We start from the raw sequence: 13,763 nt of genomic DNA, 5'->3' as shown, positions 1-13,763 counted from the left end.
CGGCGACGGTGGCGTCAGGCGAACAATGCCAGTTGCGCGGCGGTCGTGTGCGCGGTTTCGGGTCGTGTCTCCGGTTCGGCATGCCTGCGCGCCGTCAAACCGTGCTCGGCCAGCAGTGGAGCGACCCGCGCGCGCAGCCAGGCGGAGTACTCCGGGGTCACGTAGGCGCCGCGGCGGTAGAGCTGACGGTACCGGCGCAGCAACGCCGGATGGTGCTCGGCCAGCCAGGACAGGAACCAGCCCCTGGTGCTGCCGCGCAGATGCATCGGGAACGCGACGGCCGATGCCGCCCCGGCCTCGGCGATGGCGCCGAAGATCGCGTCCAGATGTGCCTGTCCGTCCGTGAGACAGGGGATGACCGGGGCGACCAGCACGTTCACCGCGAAGCCCGCGTCGGTGAGCGCGCGAACCAGGTCCAGCCGGGCCCGTGGCGACGGCGTGCCGGGTTCCAGGCTCTGGTGCAGCTCCTGATCGAGGATCGCGATGGACACCGCGAGGCTGACCCGCACCTCGCGCGTTGCCGAGGTGAGCAACGGCAGATCCCGGCGCAGCAAGGTGCCTTTGGTGAGGATGGAGAACGGGGTGCCGGACTCGGCCAGCGCGCGGATGATGCCCGGCATCAGGCGATATCGACCCTCGGCGCGCTGGTAGGGATCGGTGTTGGTGCCGAGCGCGACCGGTTCGCGGTGCCAGGACCGCCTGCCGAGTTCCTTGCGCAGCACCGCGGCGACATTGGTCTTCACCACGATCTGCGAGTCGAAGTCGCGGCCCGCGTCCAGGTCCAGATACTCGTGCGTGCCGCGCGCGAAACAGTAGCGGCACGCGTGCGAACAACCGCGCATCGGATTGACGGTCCACTGGAACGGCACGTTCGCGCCCTCGGGCACCCTGTTCAGCGCGCTCTTGCACAGCACTTCGTGGAAGGTGATGCCCTCGAACTCCGGCGTCCGCACGGTGCGCACCAGACCAGCCCGGGACAGCCCGGGCAAGGCGCCGTCCTCGGCGTCCAGGGTCTGGCTTTGCCACCGCACCCTCTCAGTCGAACATGTGTTCTAGAAGCTGTCAAGCGATCTGCCGGGTGTCCGGCGGAGTGAGCCGGGCCGGGTCGGCGAAGAAGGTGACCAGATCGCGCACCGTGTCGTCGAGCGGACGCGGCTGGTAGCCGAGCTCGCGTTCCGCCTTGCCGTGGTCGACGACGGGCGCGGAGATGAGCGCGCCGAGCGCCGCCTTGGAGACGATGTCGGAGTTGAACAGCTTGCCGATCGGCGCGAGCACCGGGATGACGCCGGACACGAACTTGGCGGGGATGGCGAACCTCGGCCCCCGCTTGCCGCCGTGGGTCGCGGCGACGCGGCACAATGCGAGCATCGAGACCATCGATCCACCCAGCAGGTAGTTCTCACCCGTGCGGCCGTGCTCTCCGGCCAGTACCAGGCCCTGGGCCACGTCGCGTACGTCCACGAGGTCGAAGCCCCCGCCGATCATGGCGGGCACGCGCCCGAGCGCCGCGTCCCTGAGCGTCCGGTTGATGCGCGAGAGCGGCTTGCCGAAGTCCAGCGGGCCGAAGACGCCGGTCGGGTTGCACAGCACCGCGTCCAGGCCCTGGTCGATCACCTTGCGCAGCGCCACCTCGCCCGCCCACTTCGAGCGGTCGTAGACCGGCAGCCCGGGATCGGTCGACCGCGGCGCGTTCTCGTCGATCCGGCCACCGCAGCTGTACTGGTCGAACGCGTGGATCGAGCTGGCGTGCACCATCCGGCGCGCGCCGACGGCCAGCGCCGCCTCGGCGACCACGCGCACGCCCTCGGTGTTCACCCGCCAGGCGAGGTCGTTCTTCTCGGCCAGGGTGATCACCGCGACCAGGTGGTAGACCACCTCCGCGCCGTCCAGTGCGGCACGCATGGACGCCGGGTCGAGCACATCGCCCTGCACCCAGGTGATGCCGGGCGCGGCCTGCTCGGCGGGAATCGCCCGATCGATGGCCGTGATCTGATGGCCGCGCTCGGTGAGGAGGCGGAGCAGATTCGTGCCAAGGTAGCCGGCTGCGCCGGTCACTGCGACCTTCATGGGACAGAGAATATAGAACTTGTTCTAATTTGCAACACGTTCCAATTCTGCCCCTTTCGCCCTGCCGTGCGGCGCGTTCGGGCTCGAAACTTGCCGGTCGGGTCGGCTATATTGAGCGCAACCGTAGCGGCCCTTGCCGATTCGGCAGGGAGCCTGCGGATCACGACAACTTCATGACGCAGATCTGTACGACGATTTGGGGGGCAACTCGATGAGTGATCTCTCGGTGGAGACCGAAGCGGTCCGGGCGTTCGCCGCCACGAACGCCGGTATCGCCGGTGATCTCGCGGGGGCGGGCAATTTCGACGCGGTGAAGAACGTTTCCGCGCTCGTTCCGGTCTTCGGCTTGATCGGGGCCGACTACCTGGCGATGTTCGCGGCGGCACAGGTGTTGCAGGCCAAGGACATCAACGATCTGTCGGCCAAGTACGCCAAGCTCTCGGACTCGGCGTTCAGCGCCGCCGCGGCCTACGACGCGGTCGACTGGTCCAACGCGGGCGCGCTCGGATCGATCGCGGGCCAGATCGGGGGCGCGGTATGAGGCCGCTCGACAGTGGCGTCATCGCGCCGGAGGACCACGCCGTCGCGCACGCGGCCGAGCAGAACGTCGCGATCGGCCAGCAGTCCTTGCTGGACTCCCTGCAGAACGCGCCAGGGCAGGCGGTGCTGGACCTGCCGTTGCCGCAGCTGCCAGACGATCTGCCGCCCATCGAGCCGCCCGCTTTCGTGCTGTCGCGCAAGATCGCGGAGGATCAGCAGTCGGTCGGCGCCATGCCCTCCGGTCTGCCGGGTCTGAACGGCGCACCGGGCGCCGAGAACGTACTCGGCGCGCCGCACGAGGCGTCGGCGCTGCTCGGTGACATGAACACGGCGGTCGACCACGTCGCGGCGCCCGCGGTCCACGCGGCGCTCGATCAGGCCCCCGGCGTGCTGAACGGGGCACTCGCCGACGCGTCGAGCGCGGTCGCGGGCACGGTGAACCAGGCGGCGGCCGCCGCCGCGGCGTTGCCCCCGTTGCCCGCCGACCCCGTCGCCGCGCTGATGCAGGGTGTCGCGGTGCCCGCGCTCCCCGGCGTCGATCTGCTGATGAAGCCGATCCTGGATCTACTGAGCAGCTTCGGCACCGGCGTCATCGGCGCGTTCGATCCGACCGCGATCCTGAGCCAGTCCTCCAAGGTCATCGAGATGGCCATGCAGGTGGGCAAGGGCAGCATGAGCACGGTCGAGCAGTTGTGGCAGAGCCAGGCCGCGCGCAACGCCCAGGCCGCGAGCCAGCAGGCGAACGTGGAGGGGCAGCAGACCAGCCAGCGGGGTATCGACATCTCCGAGCTCACCCAGCGTGCCGCCACGGTGGTACAGCAGGGCAACGCGCAACTGCTCGGCATCGCGTCGTCGTTCGCCACCCAGGCGACCGCGCTCGCGCCGGTCATCCTCACCCCGCCGGCCCAGGCGACGCTGATCGCCTCGGCCACCGAACACCTGGGCAACGCCGTCGGCGTGGTCAACGCCACCCGCGGTGATCTGGCGGGCAAGACCGCCGAGCTCAGCGGCATGGTGCAGCAACTGGTCGCGCCGGGCGGCGGTCCGGCGCCGCAGGAGGTCGCGCAGGCGCTGGCCGAGAACGTCGGCCAGCCGATCCTGGAGCAGGCGCAGTCGACCGCCTCGGATACCGCGACCAAGGCGGCAGGCCTGGACTCCGCCACGCCCGGGACCTCGACCCCCTCGACAACGCCGTCGTCGGTGCACACCACGCACAGCCCGAGTACCAGCCACGGCACGCCGAGCGGACTGCTCGGCAGCGGTCCCGGCAGGCCCGGAAGTCCGAGCACGCCCTCGGTCCCGAAGGCCACCGGCATGCCCGGCACCACGGTTCCTCCGATCCGCTCGGTCGCCGGCGTCCCGGGCACGTCCTTCGGTACCGGCTCGCCCGCGAGCACCACACCTGCCGGGTCGAACGGTTTCATGGGTGGCCCGGCCGGCGCGGCGGGGCAGCGCGGCAATGACGACGAACACTCGCGCTCGGTGCAGCCGTATCTCAGTCCCACCGGCAACGACGACCTCACCGGCCCCCTCGGCGAGTCCACGCCGGACGTCATCGGTGCCACGCACTCGGACGAGATCATCAGTTCGGACTACGAGCAAGACCAGTTCTGACGCGTCGCGGGGGAGGCCGCGCACGGCACCCGGCCCGAACGGGGATCATCGCCGTTCGGGCCGTATGACGAGCGACGGTCAGTTGTCCTGCGCGAAGGCGTCGAGCAGTTTCCGGTACAGGTCGGCGAAGCGTTTGCGTGCGGCCTGCTGCTCGGCGCCGAGCCCCTCGGTGGTGTCGGGCGAATACACCACGAGATGTACGTCCTCCGACGGCGACTGCGGCATGAAGTCGATGATCCGGCTGCTCTGATCCGTGGCGGCCGGCACGCCGAGGTCCACCGTGGCGAGCGCTTTGGTCTCCGCCAGCGCCGCGCTCAGCACGTCGGGCGGGATGTGGCCGTCGATCCGCTTGGGCGGGGTCTCCGGCCGGCGCTCGGCGGCCACCGCGTCGGGGCTGCTGACCGCACGGCCGTCGGCGAAGATCTCCAGCTGCGGACGCAGGTCCGTGCGGGCCTGCCACCCGTCCGGAATGGTGGTCAGCGTGAACAACGCCAGCGGCGCGGCGATCGGCGGTAGGGCGCTGGGGCGATCCAGGGCCGGGTCGGCCGTGGCGGCGCCCGAGCCCGCCGCGACGATCAGCAGCACAACCAGCACAACAGCTTTCGTTACTCGCATCGATCCCATCTTCCGGTGCTGTCCGTGTCCACCCGCAACACAGGTGAACTGCCGTAGATCATGACAGCGCGCCGGCTTTCGGGAGGAACCGGCGCGCTGGATCGATCGGATCCGGGTCTATCGCAGGCCGGACGGAGTGTTCAGGTCTTGCGCCGAATACGTGTCGCAAGCCCGGACCTGGCCGGTCTTGTAGCCGGTGAGGAACCACTTCTGTCGCTGCTCGGACGAACCGTGCGTCCATGCTTCGGGATTCACCCGGCCCTGCGCGGCGCGCTGGATGCGGTCGTCGCCGACCGCCGCGGCCGCCGACAGCGCGTCGTCGACGTCCTTGTCCGACAGCGGTTTCAGGAACGGCTGGTCGCTGCCGGGTGCAGGCTGCTTGTCCGCGAAATGGGCCCAGATGCCCGCGTAGCAGTCGGCCTGCAGTTCGGTGCGTACCGCGCCGGACTCCGGCCCGCGCGGATCGCGCTGCGCGCGGCCGAGGTCACCGAGCATGTTCTGGATGTGATGGCCGATCTCGTGCGCCACCACGTATTCCTGCGCGAGCGGGCCGCCGCTGGAACCGAAGCGATCCACCAGCTCCTGGAAGAAGCTGGTGTCGAAGTAGGCGGTCCGGTCGGCCGGGCAGTAGAACGGCCCGACGTCGCTGGTGGCGTTGCCGCATCCGGTGGAGGTGGCCCCGGAGAAGAGCACGACCTTCGGCTGCGAGTAGCGCTTGCCCGCCTGCTTCGGCAGTTCGGCCGACCACACGGCGTCCAGGCTCTGCGCGGTGAGCGCCACCCGGCAGTCGACGTATTTGTTGGCGTCCGCGCCGGTCTTGCAGTGGCTCGGCGTGCCCTCCGTGCCCGGCTGCGTCTGGCTCTCCTCCGGCGTTCCGGTGAAGTTGCCGAGTATGGAGCCGGGGTCGCCGCCCAGCAGCAGCGCCAGCACCAGCACGATGAGTCCGCCCGCTCCACCGCCCAGCGCGAGCTTGCCGCCCATGCCGGGACCGCCGGAGGAAACCCGGTCCGGGTCGATCTGCATGCCCTCGTTGAAGGTCATCGTCGTCGCTTTCTCGCTCGTCCCCGGGGAACACACAGCCCTCGGTCGTACGGCCCCGGTTCGCTCTCCCTCGGATACAGCTTGGCATGGGCGCGTCGATATCGGTTTCCTCTCGGGGAATGTGTCTCACTACGATGGACTCGCACCTGGTCACCCCGCGCCCGGTGTCAGCGTCGTCGAAAGGAACCCCGTGCTGCGCACCCACTTGGCTGGTTCGCTGCGAAGCGAGCATGCCGGTCAGACCGTCACTCTCACCGGTTGGGTGGCCCGGCGGCGTGACCACGGTGGGGTGATCTTCATCGATCTGCGCGACGCGTCCGGCGTGGCCCAAGCGGTGTTCCGCGAGGGCGAACCCGCCGAACAGGCGCACCGGCTGCGCGCGGAGTACTGCGTGCGCGTCACCGGCACCGTGGAACCGCGTCCGAGCGGCAACGAGAACCCGGAACTGCCGACCGGCGCGATCGAGGTGAACGTCACCGAGCTCGAGGTACTGAACGAGAGCGCGCCGCTGCCCTTCCAGCTGGACGAGCAGCCCGGTGAGGAAGCGCGCCTGAAGCACCGCTACCTGGACCTGCGCCGGGAGGGCCCGGCGCACGCCATCCGGCTGCGCTCCAAGGTCAACGCGGCTGCCCGCGAGGTGCTCGCCCACCACGAGTTCGTCGAGGTCGAGACTCCGACGCTGACCCGGTCCACGCCAGAGGGCGCTCGCGACTTCCTGGTGCCCGCCCGCCTGCAGCCGGGCAGCTTCTACGCCCTGCCGCAGAGCCCGCAGCTGTTCAAGCAGCTGCTGATGGTCGGCGGCATCGAACGCTACTACCAGATCGCGCGCTGCTACCGGGACGAGGACTTCCGCGCCGACCGGCAGCCGGAGTTCACCCAGCTCGACATCGAGATGAGCTTCGTGCGCCAGGAGGACGTGATCCTGCTGGCCGAGGAGATCCTGGTCGCGCTGTGGAAGCTGGTGGGCTACGAGATCCAGACCCCCATCCCGCACATGACCTACGCCGAGGCCATGCGCCGATTCGGCAGCGACAAGCCCGATCTGCGCTTCGGCGTGGAGATCACCGAGTGCACCGACTATTTCAAGGACACCCCGTTCCGGGTGTTCCAGGCGCCCTACGTCGGCGCGGTGGTCATGGCGGGCGGCGCGAGCCAGCCGCGGCGCCAGCTCGACGCCTGGCAGGAGTGGGCCAAGCAGCGCGGCGCCAAGGGACTGGCGTACATCCTGGTGAACGAGGACGGCACGCTGGGTGGCCCGGTCGCCAAGAACCTCAGCGAAGCCGAACGCGAGGGCTTGGCAAAGCACGTCGGCGCGGTGCCTGGGGACTGTGTGTTCTTCGCCGCGGGCGCACCGAAAGCGCAGCGCGCGCTGCTCGGTGCGGCGCGCGTCGAGATCGCCCGCAAGGTCGGTCTCATCGACGAGGACGCCTGGTCGTTCGTGTGGATCGTGGACGCGCCGCTGTTCGAGCCGACCGTCGAGGCGACCGCGAGCGGTGACGTGGCGGTGGGCCATTCCGCCTGGACCGCGGTGCACCACGCGTTCACCTCGCCGAAGCCGGAGTCGCTGGACACTTTCGACACCGACCCGGGCTCGGCGCTGGCCTACGCCTACGACATCGTCTGCAACGGCAACGAGATCGGTGGCGGGTCGATTCGTATCCACCGCCGCGACGTCCAGGAACGGGTCTTCGAGGTGATGGGCATCACACACGAGGAGGCCCAGGAGAAGTTCGGCTTCCTGCTCGACGCCTTCGCCTTCGGCGCTCCGCCGCACGGCGGCATCGCCTTCGGCTGGGACCGGGTCACCGCGCTGCTGGCGGGGGAGGACTCGATCCGCGAGGTCATCGCCTTCCCGAAGACCGGTGGCGGCGTCGACCCCCTGACCGACGCGCCCGCGCCGATCACCGCGCAGCAGCGCAAGGAGGCGGGACTGGACGTCAAGCCGGAGCAGAAGAAGGACGCGCCCGCCTCGTAGCGGCCGCTGCCGCGAACGGTATTTTCTGGTCAGCCGCGTCCGTGCCGGCTGACGCCGACCACGAGGAAACCCGTTGCTGCACTTGCGCATGATCAGCCCGCCGGAGAGCACCGACGAGGCGATCGCGGTACTCGCCGCCGATCCCGGGGTCACGCACGTGACCCTGGCACGCGGTGCGGCGCTGGAGCCGAAGGGCGACCTCGTCCAGGCGGACCTGGCTCGCGAGGCCGCCAACGCCGTGCTCGAGGACCTCACGGCGCTGGGGATCTGCCGTTCCGGCGGCTTGACGCTCACACCGGTCGAGACGGTCTTGTCGGACGCGGGTGAACGCGCGGTGCACGAGGCGCCCGGCGATCCGAGCGACGCGGTGGTGTGGGAGGAACTGGTAGCGCAGACGCACGAGGAGTCGAGCCTCAACGCGACGTTCCTCGCGTTCCTGACGATCGCCTGCCTGCTCGCCGCCGTGGGCGTCACGACCGATTCGCCGGTGACGATCGTGGGCGCGATGGTCGTCGGTCCGGAGTTCGGTCCGTTGGCCGCGTTCGCGGTGGCGTTGGTGCGCAAAGATTTCCGGCTTGCCCGCCGCTCGGCCGTCGCGCTCGCGGTCGGTTTTCCGGTGGCGATGGTGGTCACGCTGCTGGCGACGCTGGTGTGGGAGCAGGTCGGCTGGATCACCATCGACGGGGTGGGAAGTATCGAACAGGTCGACTTCATTTACCAGGTCGGCCCGTTCTCCCTGGTCGTCGCGCTGCTCGCGGGCGCGGCGGGCATGTTGTCGCTGGTGACGGCGAAATCGGCCGCGCTGGTCGGCGTGTTCATCTCGGTGACCACCGTGCCCGCGGCCGGATTCGCCGTGGTGGCGGCGACTTTGGGGGAGTGGCGGGTGGCGTTCCTGTCCGCGGGTCAGCTCGCGGTGAACATGGGGGGCATCATCGTGGCCGGGATCATCGTGCTCGCGCTCCGGCCTCGCGCGGGCGGCGAGGCCGGTCCGGTGGAACGGTTCAAACGCTTGATCGGCATGCGCTCACCGGTCCAGAAGTGAGGCAGGTTTCACAGCGCGGCGACGGAACCGCCGGTGAGGGCGCGGTAGGCGTAGGTCACGGCGATGACGGCGACCGGGCCCGCGATCAGCAGGCCGAAACCACACAGCAGTAGCCCCAGGAAGGTGACCACCAGCACCGCCAGCGCGAGCAGCAGCACCTGCCCGGCATTGGCGACCACCAGGGTGAAGCTGGACTTCAGCGCCTCGAACGGACCCTGGTCCTGATCGACGACGAAATGCAGCGAGAACATGCACAGCCAGCCGGCGATCAGCCCGGGGATCAGGCAGATCGCCGAGCCGAGGAAGGTCAGCGTGAACGCCAGCAGTGCGGTGAGCAGCACATTGCCCGCGTTCACGAATCGGAAGTAGGCGCCGAAAGGTGGCGGGGTGCCGTCGGTTTCGTACAGGGCGCCGCGCACCATCGCCGCCTGCAGCAGCCATATCCCGGCCATGACCGCCAAGAAGACGAGCAGCAGCGGCAGCATCGTCGTCGGGTCGGTGAGCTGGACGACGAGCACGAACGCCAGATATATGACCATGCCCACCGCGGTCACCCCGACCCACGGGCCCGGATTGGCCCGGAAACGGGCCCAGCCGTAGCTGAGCGCCTGGCCCACGTCCAGCGTGCCCGGTCCCGTGGTGACCTGCTGGTAGCCGTAGACCGGCTCCTGGGCGGGCGCCGGGCCGGGCGGTGGCGCCCACCCCGGGCCGGTGCCCTGTGGGCCGTAGCTGGGGTGCGGCGCGCCCACGGGCGGGGGTGGCTGCACCGGTTCGCTGCCGTAGTGCGCCGCGCCGGGACCTTCGAACTGCGGGTATGCTGACGAACCGGCCATCTCATGGCGGGGTTGGCCGGTTGCGGGGGTGCCGCCTCGCGGATCGGGGTTCTCCTGCTGCCCCGGCCGTGCCGCGAAGCGTTCCTCGTCGTTCGGGGAGGAAGCGCCACCAGGTGATTGTTTGGGTGCGGGGGGCGGTGTTTCGGTCATGCGTAGACCTTTCCACTCAACTGGTTTGCGGTGTGGCGCACGGCAGTTCACGATGAGAAAACCCGACGGGTGCACAGGTGTCAAGCGACCGGCGGCCACCCTCCGGCCTGGCCGGAGACACGCCGGGCGACGCGGAAAGGTTGTGTAACCGCTCGCTAGAAGTGACCCCATGCGAGTACTTTGAGAGGCGATGACCGCACTATTGGCCGAACGCGCCGCCGAAGTCGTGTCCGCAGCGCAACAGTTGCTCACAAAGCGAATGGGTGCTCCGGTAAAGCTGAGCGATCCGATCGAACTCAGTGGTAGTGGTAGGACGACCGTCCTACGTGTGCGAGTAGCGGAGAACGCCTTCTCGTTGCCGCGAACCCTGATAATCAAGCAGGTCCGTGGCGCTGCCCAGGATCGCCGGACCGGCGGTCTGGCGCCCGGGGTGGCCAGCATCGATTCCGCGTTCCTCCGCGAGACGGTGTCCTACCAGTTCACCACCGCACTGAGCCGGGAACACCGCCCGGGCGCGTACCTGATCGCGCACAGCCTCCCCGACCGGCTGTTGATCCTCAGCGACCTCGGTGACAACTCACTGCTCACCGCCGTGCTGCGCTCCGGAGCCGAGCCGGCAACCCGCAATGCCCTCATGGCCTTCGCCCAGGCGCTGGGCCGGATGCACGCCGCCACCGTCGGGCGCGAGGCGGACTTCGTCGCGTTGCTGCGCCGGGTGGACGTGGTGCACCGGGTGGACGGCATCGCCCAGCAGGCCGAGTCGGCGATCGCCGAGGTGCCCGGCATGCTCCAGCGCGAACTGGGCATCGAGGTGCCCGGCGAGATCGCCGAGCGGATCGTGCGCGGCAACCGCCTGTACTCGGCGGGGCGCTTCCGGGCGTTCAGCCCGTCGGACCTCTGCCCGGACAATGTGATCTTGAACGAGGAGGGCGCCCGCTTCCTCGACTACGAGTGGGGCGGATTCCGCGACGCCACCCTGGACATCGCCTACGCGCTGGTGTCCTTCCCGGGCTGCCTGTGCGACCTCGAGCTCTCGCGCGAACGCGCCAACCAGATGGTCGAGGCGTGGCGCGCGGAAGTCGTGGGCGTGTGGCCCGCGCTGGCCGACGACGACCAGCTGGCCGAACGCATCTTGGAAGCCCGGCTGATCTGGGTGTGGCTGTCCACCTACTGGTTCCTGCCCGCCGACCACACGCGTATCGCGGCTGCCCGGGAGCACGGGCTGTCGGTGCCGCGCTCGGCGGCCCTGATCAACCGCTGGGCCGCACTCGCCGAAGACGCGCGGTGCACGGGGGACGACATCGTGGGCGATTTCGCCGAGGACGTGTCGGCGATGCTGGAAGAGCGCTGGTCGGAATAGGGCTTCGCGTCCGAGCGATCGGGCGTGGGCTGTGCTGGACCTCAGCGGTGCGAATTCGGCCGCCGGCTCTGTTGTCGTCGTTCCGACGGTCTTCTACCGGGCTGCGAAGCGCCTAGCGCATCCCGGGCTACCCCCGACCGCATGAGCAGAAGAGGCTGCCGCTTCAGCCGGTGCGTGGCGCCATGTGGTGCGACCTGCTGGACGCGGTTCGGGGGCCCACTGTGGCGGCAATCAGCCGCGTGGCGATCGGCTGCGGCGACGGGCGGTTCTGACCGACACCACGACCGCACCGTCGATGCCCGCGCCCGCGCCGAGGCGATCCGGTGCCGGTAGTCGATCGCCGCCGGGATGGATCGGCCCTAGGGAAGCCCATAGCGTTGCTCGTCTTGTGGCGGTCGCAGAGCCGAATGCGTACGGATGGGAATCGGCTTGCGGGACCGGCATGATGAGAGGTCGGGAGCGCTCGGTTCGGGGGTACGGGCGCGGGGAAGAGGGAGTGCCGGATGGGTCACCTACTGCTGGCATTGCTTGCGATCGTTCTCGTCGCCGCGCCGCTCGGCGTCGTGATCTTCCGAAGAAACAGAGGCCGGAGCCGGATCGAAGGCGACCCGGCGACGCGTGCCCGCGCGACCGGAGCGCAGCTCAGCAAAAGGTCCGAGCCTATCAATGGCGGAACCGGCCGCATGACAAGTCGGAGGACAACATCAGCGGTGGCGGTGGATGCGGTGGCGGATGTGGGGGCGGAGAGTGAGCTACCGCCCGACGATCAGCCGAGCGGCCCCGGCCGCGGCTCGACCCGGCCGCCGGAACGTACGGCGAACGAAGCGCCGTGGCGCACACCGGAATTCGGGTCGGTGACGTTCAGCAGGTAGTACCAGTCCATCTGTGCCTGCTCCGCGGTGACTTCCAGCACGCCGTAGCCGTGTGAATCCAATTCCACGTACCGCAGATGACGGTTGATCGCCCCGAGCGATTCCGCGATCGGCGCGGAATTCGTCCGCAGCAGGTCGCCGATGCTGGACGAGGTCACCGACGGCACCACGAACTCGGCGCCCGCCGTCGCCCCGCCCGGGTAGCTCGCCGCGTCCACCGGGAGATCCGCGGCCCACGAGGAGTGGATATCTCCGGTCAGGAACAGCACGTCGGAGATCTGCTGGTCGATGATGGCGCGGAAGAGGCGGGCGCGGTCGGCGGTGTAACCGTCCCACTGGTCGCCGTTCAGTGACGGGCCGGACTCCGGGACGCCCAAGGTACTGGTGATCGCCGCCGTGGTGGCAGGCTCCAGCGGCGGGAAGACCAGCGGAGCGATCATCACCGAGTTGCCGACCAGCTTCCACCGCACCGGCGCGGACGCCAAGCCCGCGGTCAGCCACTCCATCTGCGCCTTACCGGTGATGGTGCGCGCCGGGTTGTCGGCCTCCCGCCAGTTCGCTCCGGGTTTCGCCTCCTCGTCGCGGTAGCTGCGCAGATCGAGCATGCTGAGCTCGGCCAAGGTGCCGAAGCGCAGCCTGCGGTAGATCCGTACGTCGGTGCCGGACCCGGACGCGCGGACCGGCATCCATTCCAAGTAGGCCTGCGCGGAGGCGGCGCGCCGGTCGATCCAGCTGCCCTCGGTCGCGGGATCGTGGTTGTGCGCGCCGCCCGACCAGGAGTTGTCCGCGGATTCGTGGTCGTCCCAGGTGCAGATGAACGGCAGCGTGGCGTGCAGACCGAGCAGATCCGGGTCGGTCTTGTACTGGGCGTGGCGGATGCGGTAATCGGTCAGGGTGACGATCTCGTTCGCCGGTTCGTGCGCACGCACGGTGCCGTTGCGGCCGCCGTACTTGCCGCGACCGTATTCGTAGATGTAATCGCCCAGGTGCACGATCGCGTCCAGGTCGGTGCGGCCGGCCAGGTGACGGTAGGCGCCGAACCAGCCCGCCTCCCAGTTCGAGCACGAGACCACGCCGAATCGAAGGCGGTCCGGTGTGTCCGCCGTGGCGGGCGCGGTTTTGGTGCGGCCGACCGGGGAGGTCTGGCCGAGGGCGCTGAAGCGATAGAAGTACTCGACGTTCGGCGCGAGGCCGGAGACGTCGACCTTGACGGTGTGGTCGGACTCCGCCGCGGCCGTCACGGTTCCGGAGGCTGCGATCGAGAGGAATTGCTCGTCCGCGGCGATCTCCCACCGCACGGCCGCCGGGTCGCCCACGCCCGAACCCGGCGTCGCGTCGTCGGAGACGGTGACGCGGGTCCAGAGGATGACGCCGTCGGGAAGCGGGTCGCCCGAGGCGACGCCGTGCCGGAACGCCGGTGTCGCGGCTTGCGCGCGTCCGGCGCCCGCCACCGCGGTGGCGGTGGCGGCGGCCGCGCTGCCCTTCAGCAGGGTGCGCCGAGCGAAGCGGGAGGCGGACGATGGATCTGAAACGAATGCGTTTTCAGGCACGGGTACCGATCCCATCCGAAGTACCGGCGGCGCGCAACTCGGTTCGCCGCCGCGCCGGTCCGCGCCGTGCTCCGCGGCGCGATGAGGACGGGGGAACGGCATGT

General features: G+C 69.6%; 11 protein-coding genes. 5 read left to right on the top strand and 6 right to left on the bottom strand.

The genetic code is table 11. The annotated features are described in order from the left end of the window. Positions 1-14: 14 nt before the first annotated feature. Together ABZ420_RS00465 and ABZ420_RS00460 are read right to left on the bottom strand one after the other, a co-directional pair. On the bottom strand, positions 15-1,031 hold the full coding sequence (locus ABZ420_RS00465; RefSeq protein WP_357115604.1) for an Rv2578c family radical SAM protein: 1,017 nt from the start codon (positions 1,029-1,031) through the stop codon (positions 15-17). Between the two features lie 31 nt (positions 1,032-1,062). Then, on the bottom strand, positions 1,063-2,067 hold the full coding sequence (locus ABZ420_RS00460) for an NAD-dependent epimerase/dehydratase family protein (protein WP_357115601.1): 1,005 nt from the start codon (positions 2,065-2,067) through the stop codon (positions 1,063-1,065). Between the two features lie 211 nt (positions 2,068-2,278). Between ABZ420_RS00460 and ABZ420_RS00455 the strand changes: the two genes are divergently transcribed. Both ABZ420_RS00455 and ABZ420_RS00450 read left to right on the top strand, forming a co-directional pair. Continuing rightward, a complete protein-coding gene (locus ABZ420_RS00455) occupies positions 2,279-2,608 on the top strand; it encodes a type VII secretion target (RefSeq protein WP_040867626.1) in 330 nt (109 codons plus the stop codon). Next, positions 2,605-4,221, top strand: coding sequence for a hypothetical protein (locus tag ABZ420_RS00450; protein ID WP_357115598.1), 1,617 nt, complete (start codon positions 2,605-2,607; stop codon positions 4,219-4,221). The genes ABZ420_RS00455 and ABZ420_RS00450 overlap by 4 nt, the downstream gene beginning before the upstream one ends. Before the next feature lie 78 nt (positions 4,222-4,299). On the opposite strand, the gene ABZ420_RS00445 is transcribed toward ABZ420_RS00450, so the two are convergent. Together ABZ420_RS00445 and ABZ420_RS00440 are read right to left on the bottom strand one after the other, a co-directional pair. Further along, positions 4,300-4,836: a hypothetical protein gene (locus ABZ420_RS00445; protein ID WP_040867652.1), complete on the bottom strand. Its 537-nt coding sequence runs from the start codon at positions 4,834-4,836 to the stop codon at positions 4,300-4,302. A gap of 117 nt (positions 4,837-4,953) precedes the next feature. Next, positions 4,954-5,877 (bottom strand): neutral zinc metallopeptidase, encoded by a 924-nt coding sequence (locus tag ABZ420_RS00440; RefSeq protein WP_062973548.1) that lies wholly within the window; start codon positions 5,875-5,877, stop codon positions 4,954-4,956. A 190-nt stretch (positions 5,878-6,067) separates the two neighbouring features. On the opposite strand from ABZ420_RS00440, the gene aspS reads away from it, so the two are divergent. Together aspS and ABZ420_RS00430 are read left to right on the top strand one after the other, a co-directional pair. Then, complete coding sequence (gene aspS, locus ABZ420_RS00435) at positions 6,068-7,852, top strand: aspartate--tRNA ligase (protein ID WP_357115595.1); 1,785 nt, start codon at positions 6,068-6,070, stop codon at positions 7,850-7,852. 73 nt (positions 7,853-7,925) lie between these two features. Further along, positions 7,926-8,894, top strand: coding sequence for a DUF389 domain-containing protein (locus ABZ420_RS00430; RefSeq protein WP_357115592.1), 969 nt, complete (start codon positions 7,926-7,928; stop codon positions 8,892-8,894). 8 nt (positions 8,895-8,902) lie between these two features. On the opposite strand, the gene ABZ420_RS00425 is transcribed toward ABZ420_RS00430, so the two are convergent. Then, positions 8,903-9,877 carry a hypothetical protein gene (locus ABZ420_RS00425; protein ID WP_357115589.1) on the bottom strand — a complete coding sequence of 325 codons (975 nt, stop codon included), beginning with the start codon at positions 9,875-9,877 and terminating at the stop codon, positions 8,903-8,905. Between the two features lie 190 nt (positions 9,878-10,067). Between ABZ420_RS00425 and ABZ420_RS00420 the strand changes: the two genes are divergently transcribed. After that, positions 10,068-11,237, top strand: coding sequence for a kinase (locus ABZ420_RS00420; protein ID WP_357115586.1), 1,170 nt, complete (start codon positions 10,068-10,070; stop codon positions 11,235-11,237). Between the two features lie 766 nt (positions 11,238-12,003). Here ABZ420_RS00420 and ABZ420_RS00415 read toward each other — a convergent pair. Beyond that, positions 12,004-13,659, bottom strand: coding sequence for an alkaline phosphatase D family protein (locus tag ABZ420_RS00415; protein ID WP_357115583.1), 1,656 nt, complete (start codon positions 13,657-13,659; stop codon positions 12,004-12,006). Positions 13,660-13,763: the final 104 nt, after the last annotated feature.

This window comes from Nocardia sp. NPDC005745 (genome assembly GCF_040630775.1).
Classification (GTDB): domain Bacteria; phylum Actinomycetota; class Actinomycetes; order Mycobacteriales; family Mycobacteriaceae; genus Nocardia.
This window is presented reverse-complemented; position numbering and strand designations above follow the sequence as displayed.

Bases quoted from the DNA above. Each gene is read 5' to 3' on its own strand.
- ABZ420_RS00440 (WP_062973548.1), bottom strand. From the start codon at position 5,877: ATGACCTTCAACGAGGGCATGCAGATCGACCCGGACCGGGTTTCCTCC.
- ABZ420_RS00460 (WP_357115601.1), bottom strand. From the start codon at position 2,067: ATGAAGGTCGCAGTGACCGGCGCAGCCGGCTACCTTGGCACGAATCTG.
- ABZ420_RS00455 (WP_040867626.1), top strand. From the start codon at position 2,279: ATGAGTGATCTCTCGGTGGAGACCGAAGCGGTCCGGGCGTTCGCCGCC.
- ABZ420_RS00425 (WP_357115589.1), bottom strand. From the start codon at position 9,877: ATGACCGAAACACCGCCCCCCGCACCCAAACAATCACCTGGTGGCGCT.
- ABZ420_RS00420 (WP_357115586.1), top strand. From the start codon at position 10,068: ATGACCGCACTATTGGCCGAACGCGCCGCCGAAGTCGTGTCCGCAGCG.
- ABZ420_RS00445 (WP_040867652.1), bottom strand. From the start codon at position 4,836: ATGCGAGTAACGAAAGCTGTTGTGCTGGTTGTGCTGCTGATCGTCGCG.
- ABZ420_RS00450 (WP_357115598.1), top strand. From the start codon at position 2,605: ATGAGGCCGCTCGACAGTGGCGTCATCGCGCCGGAGGACCACGCCGTC.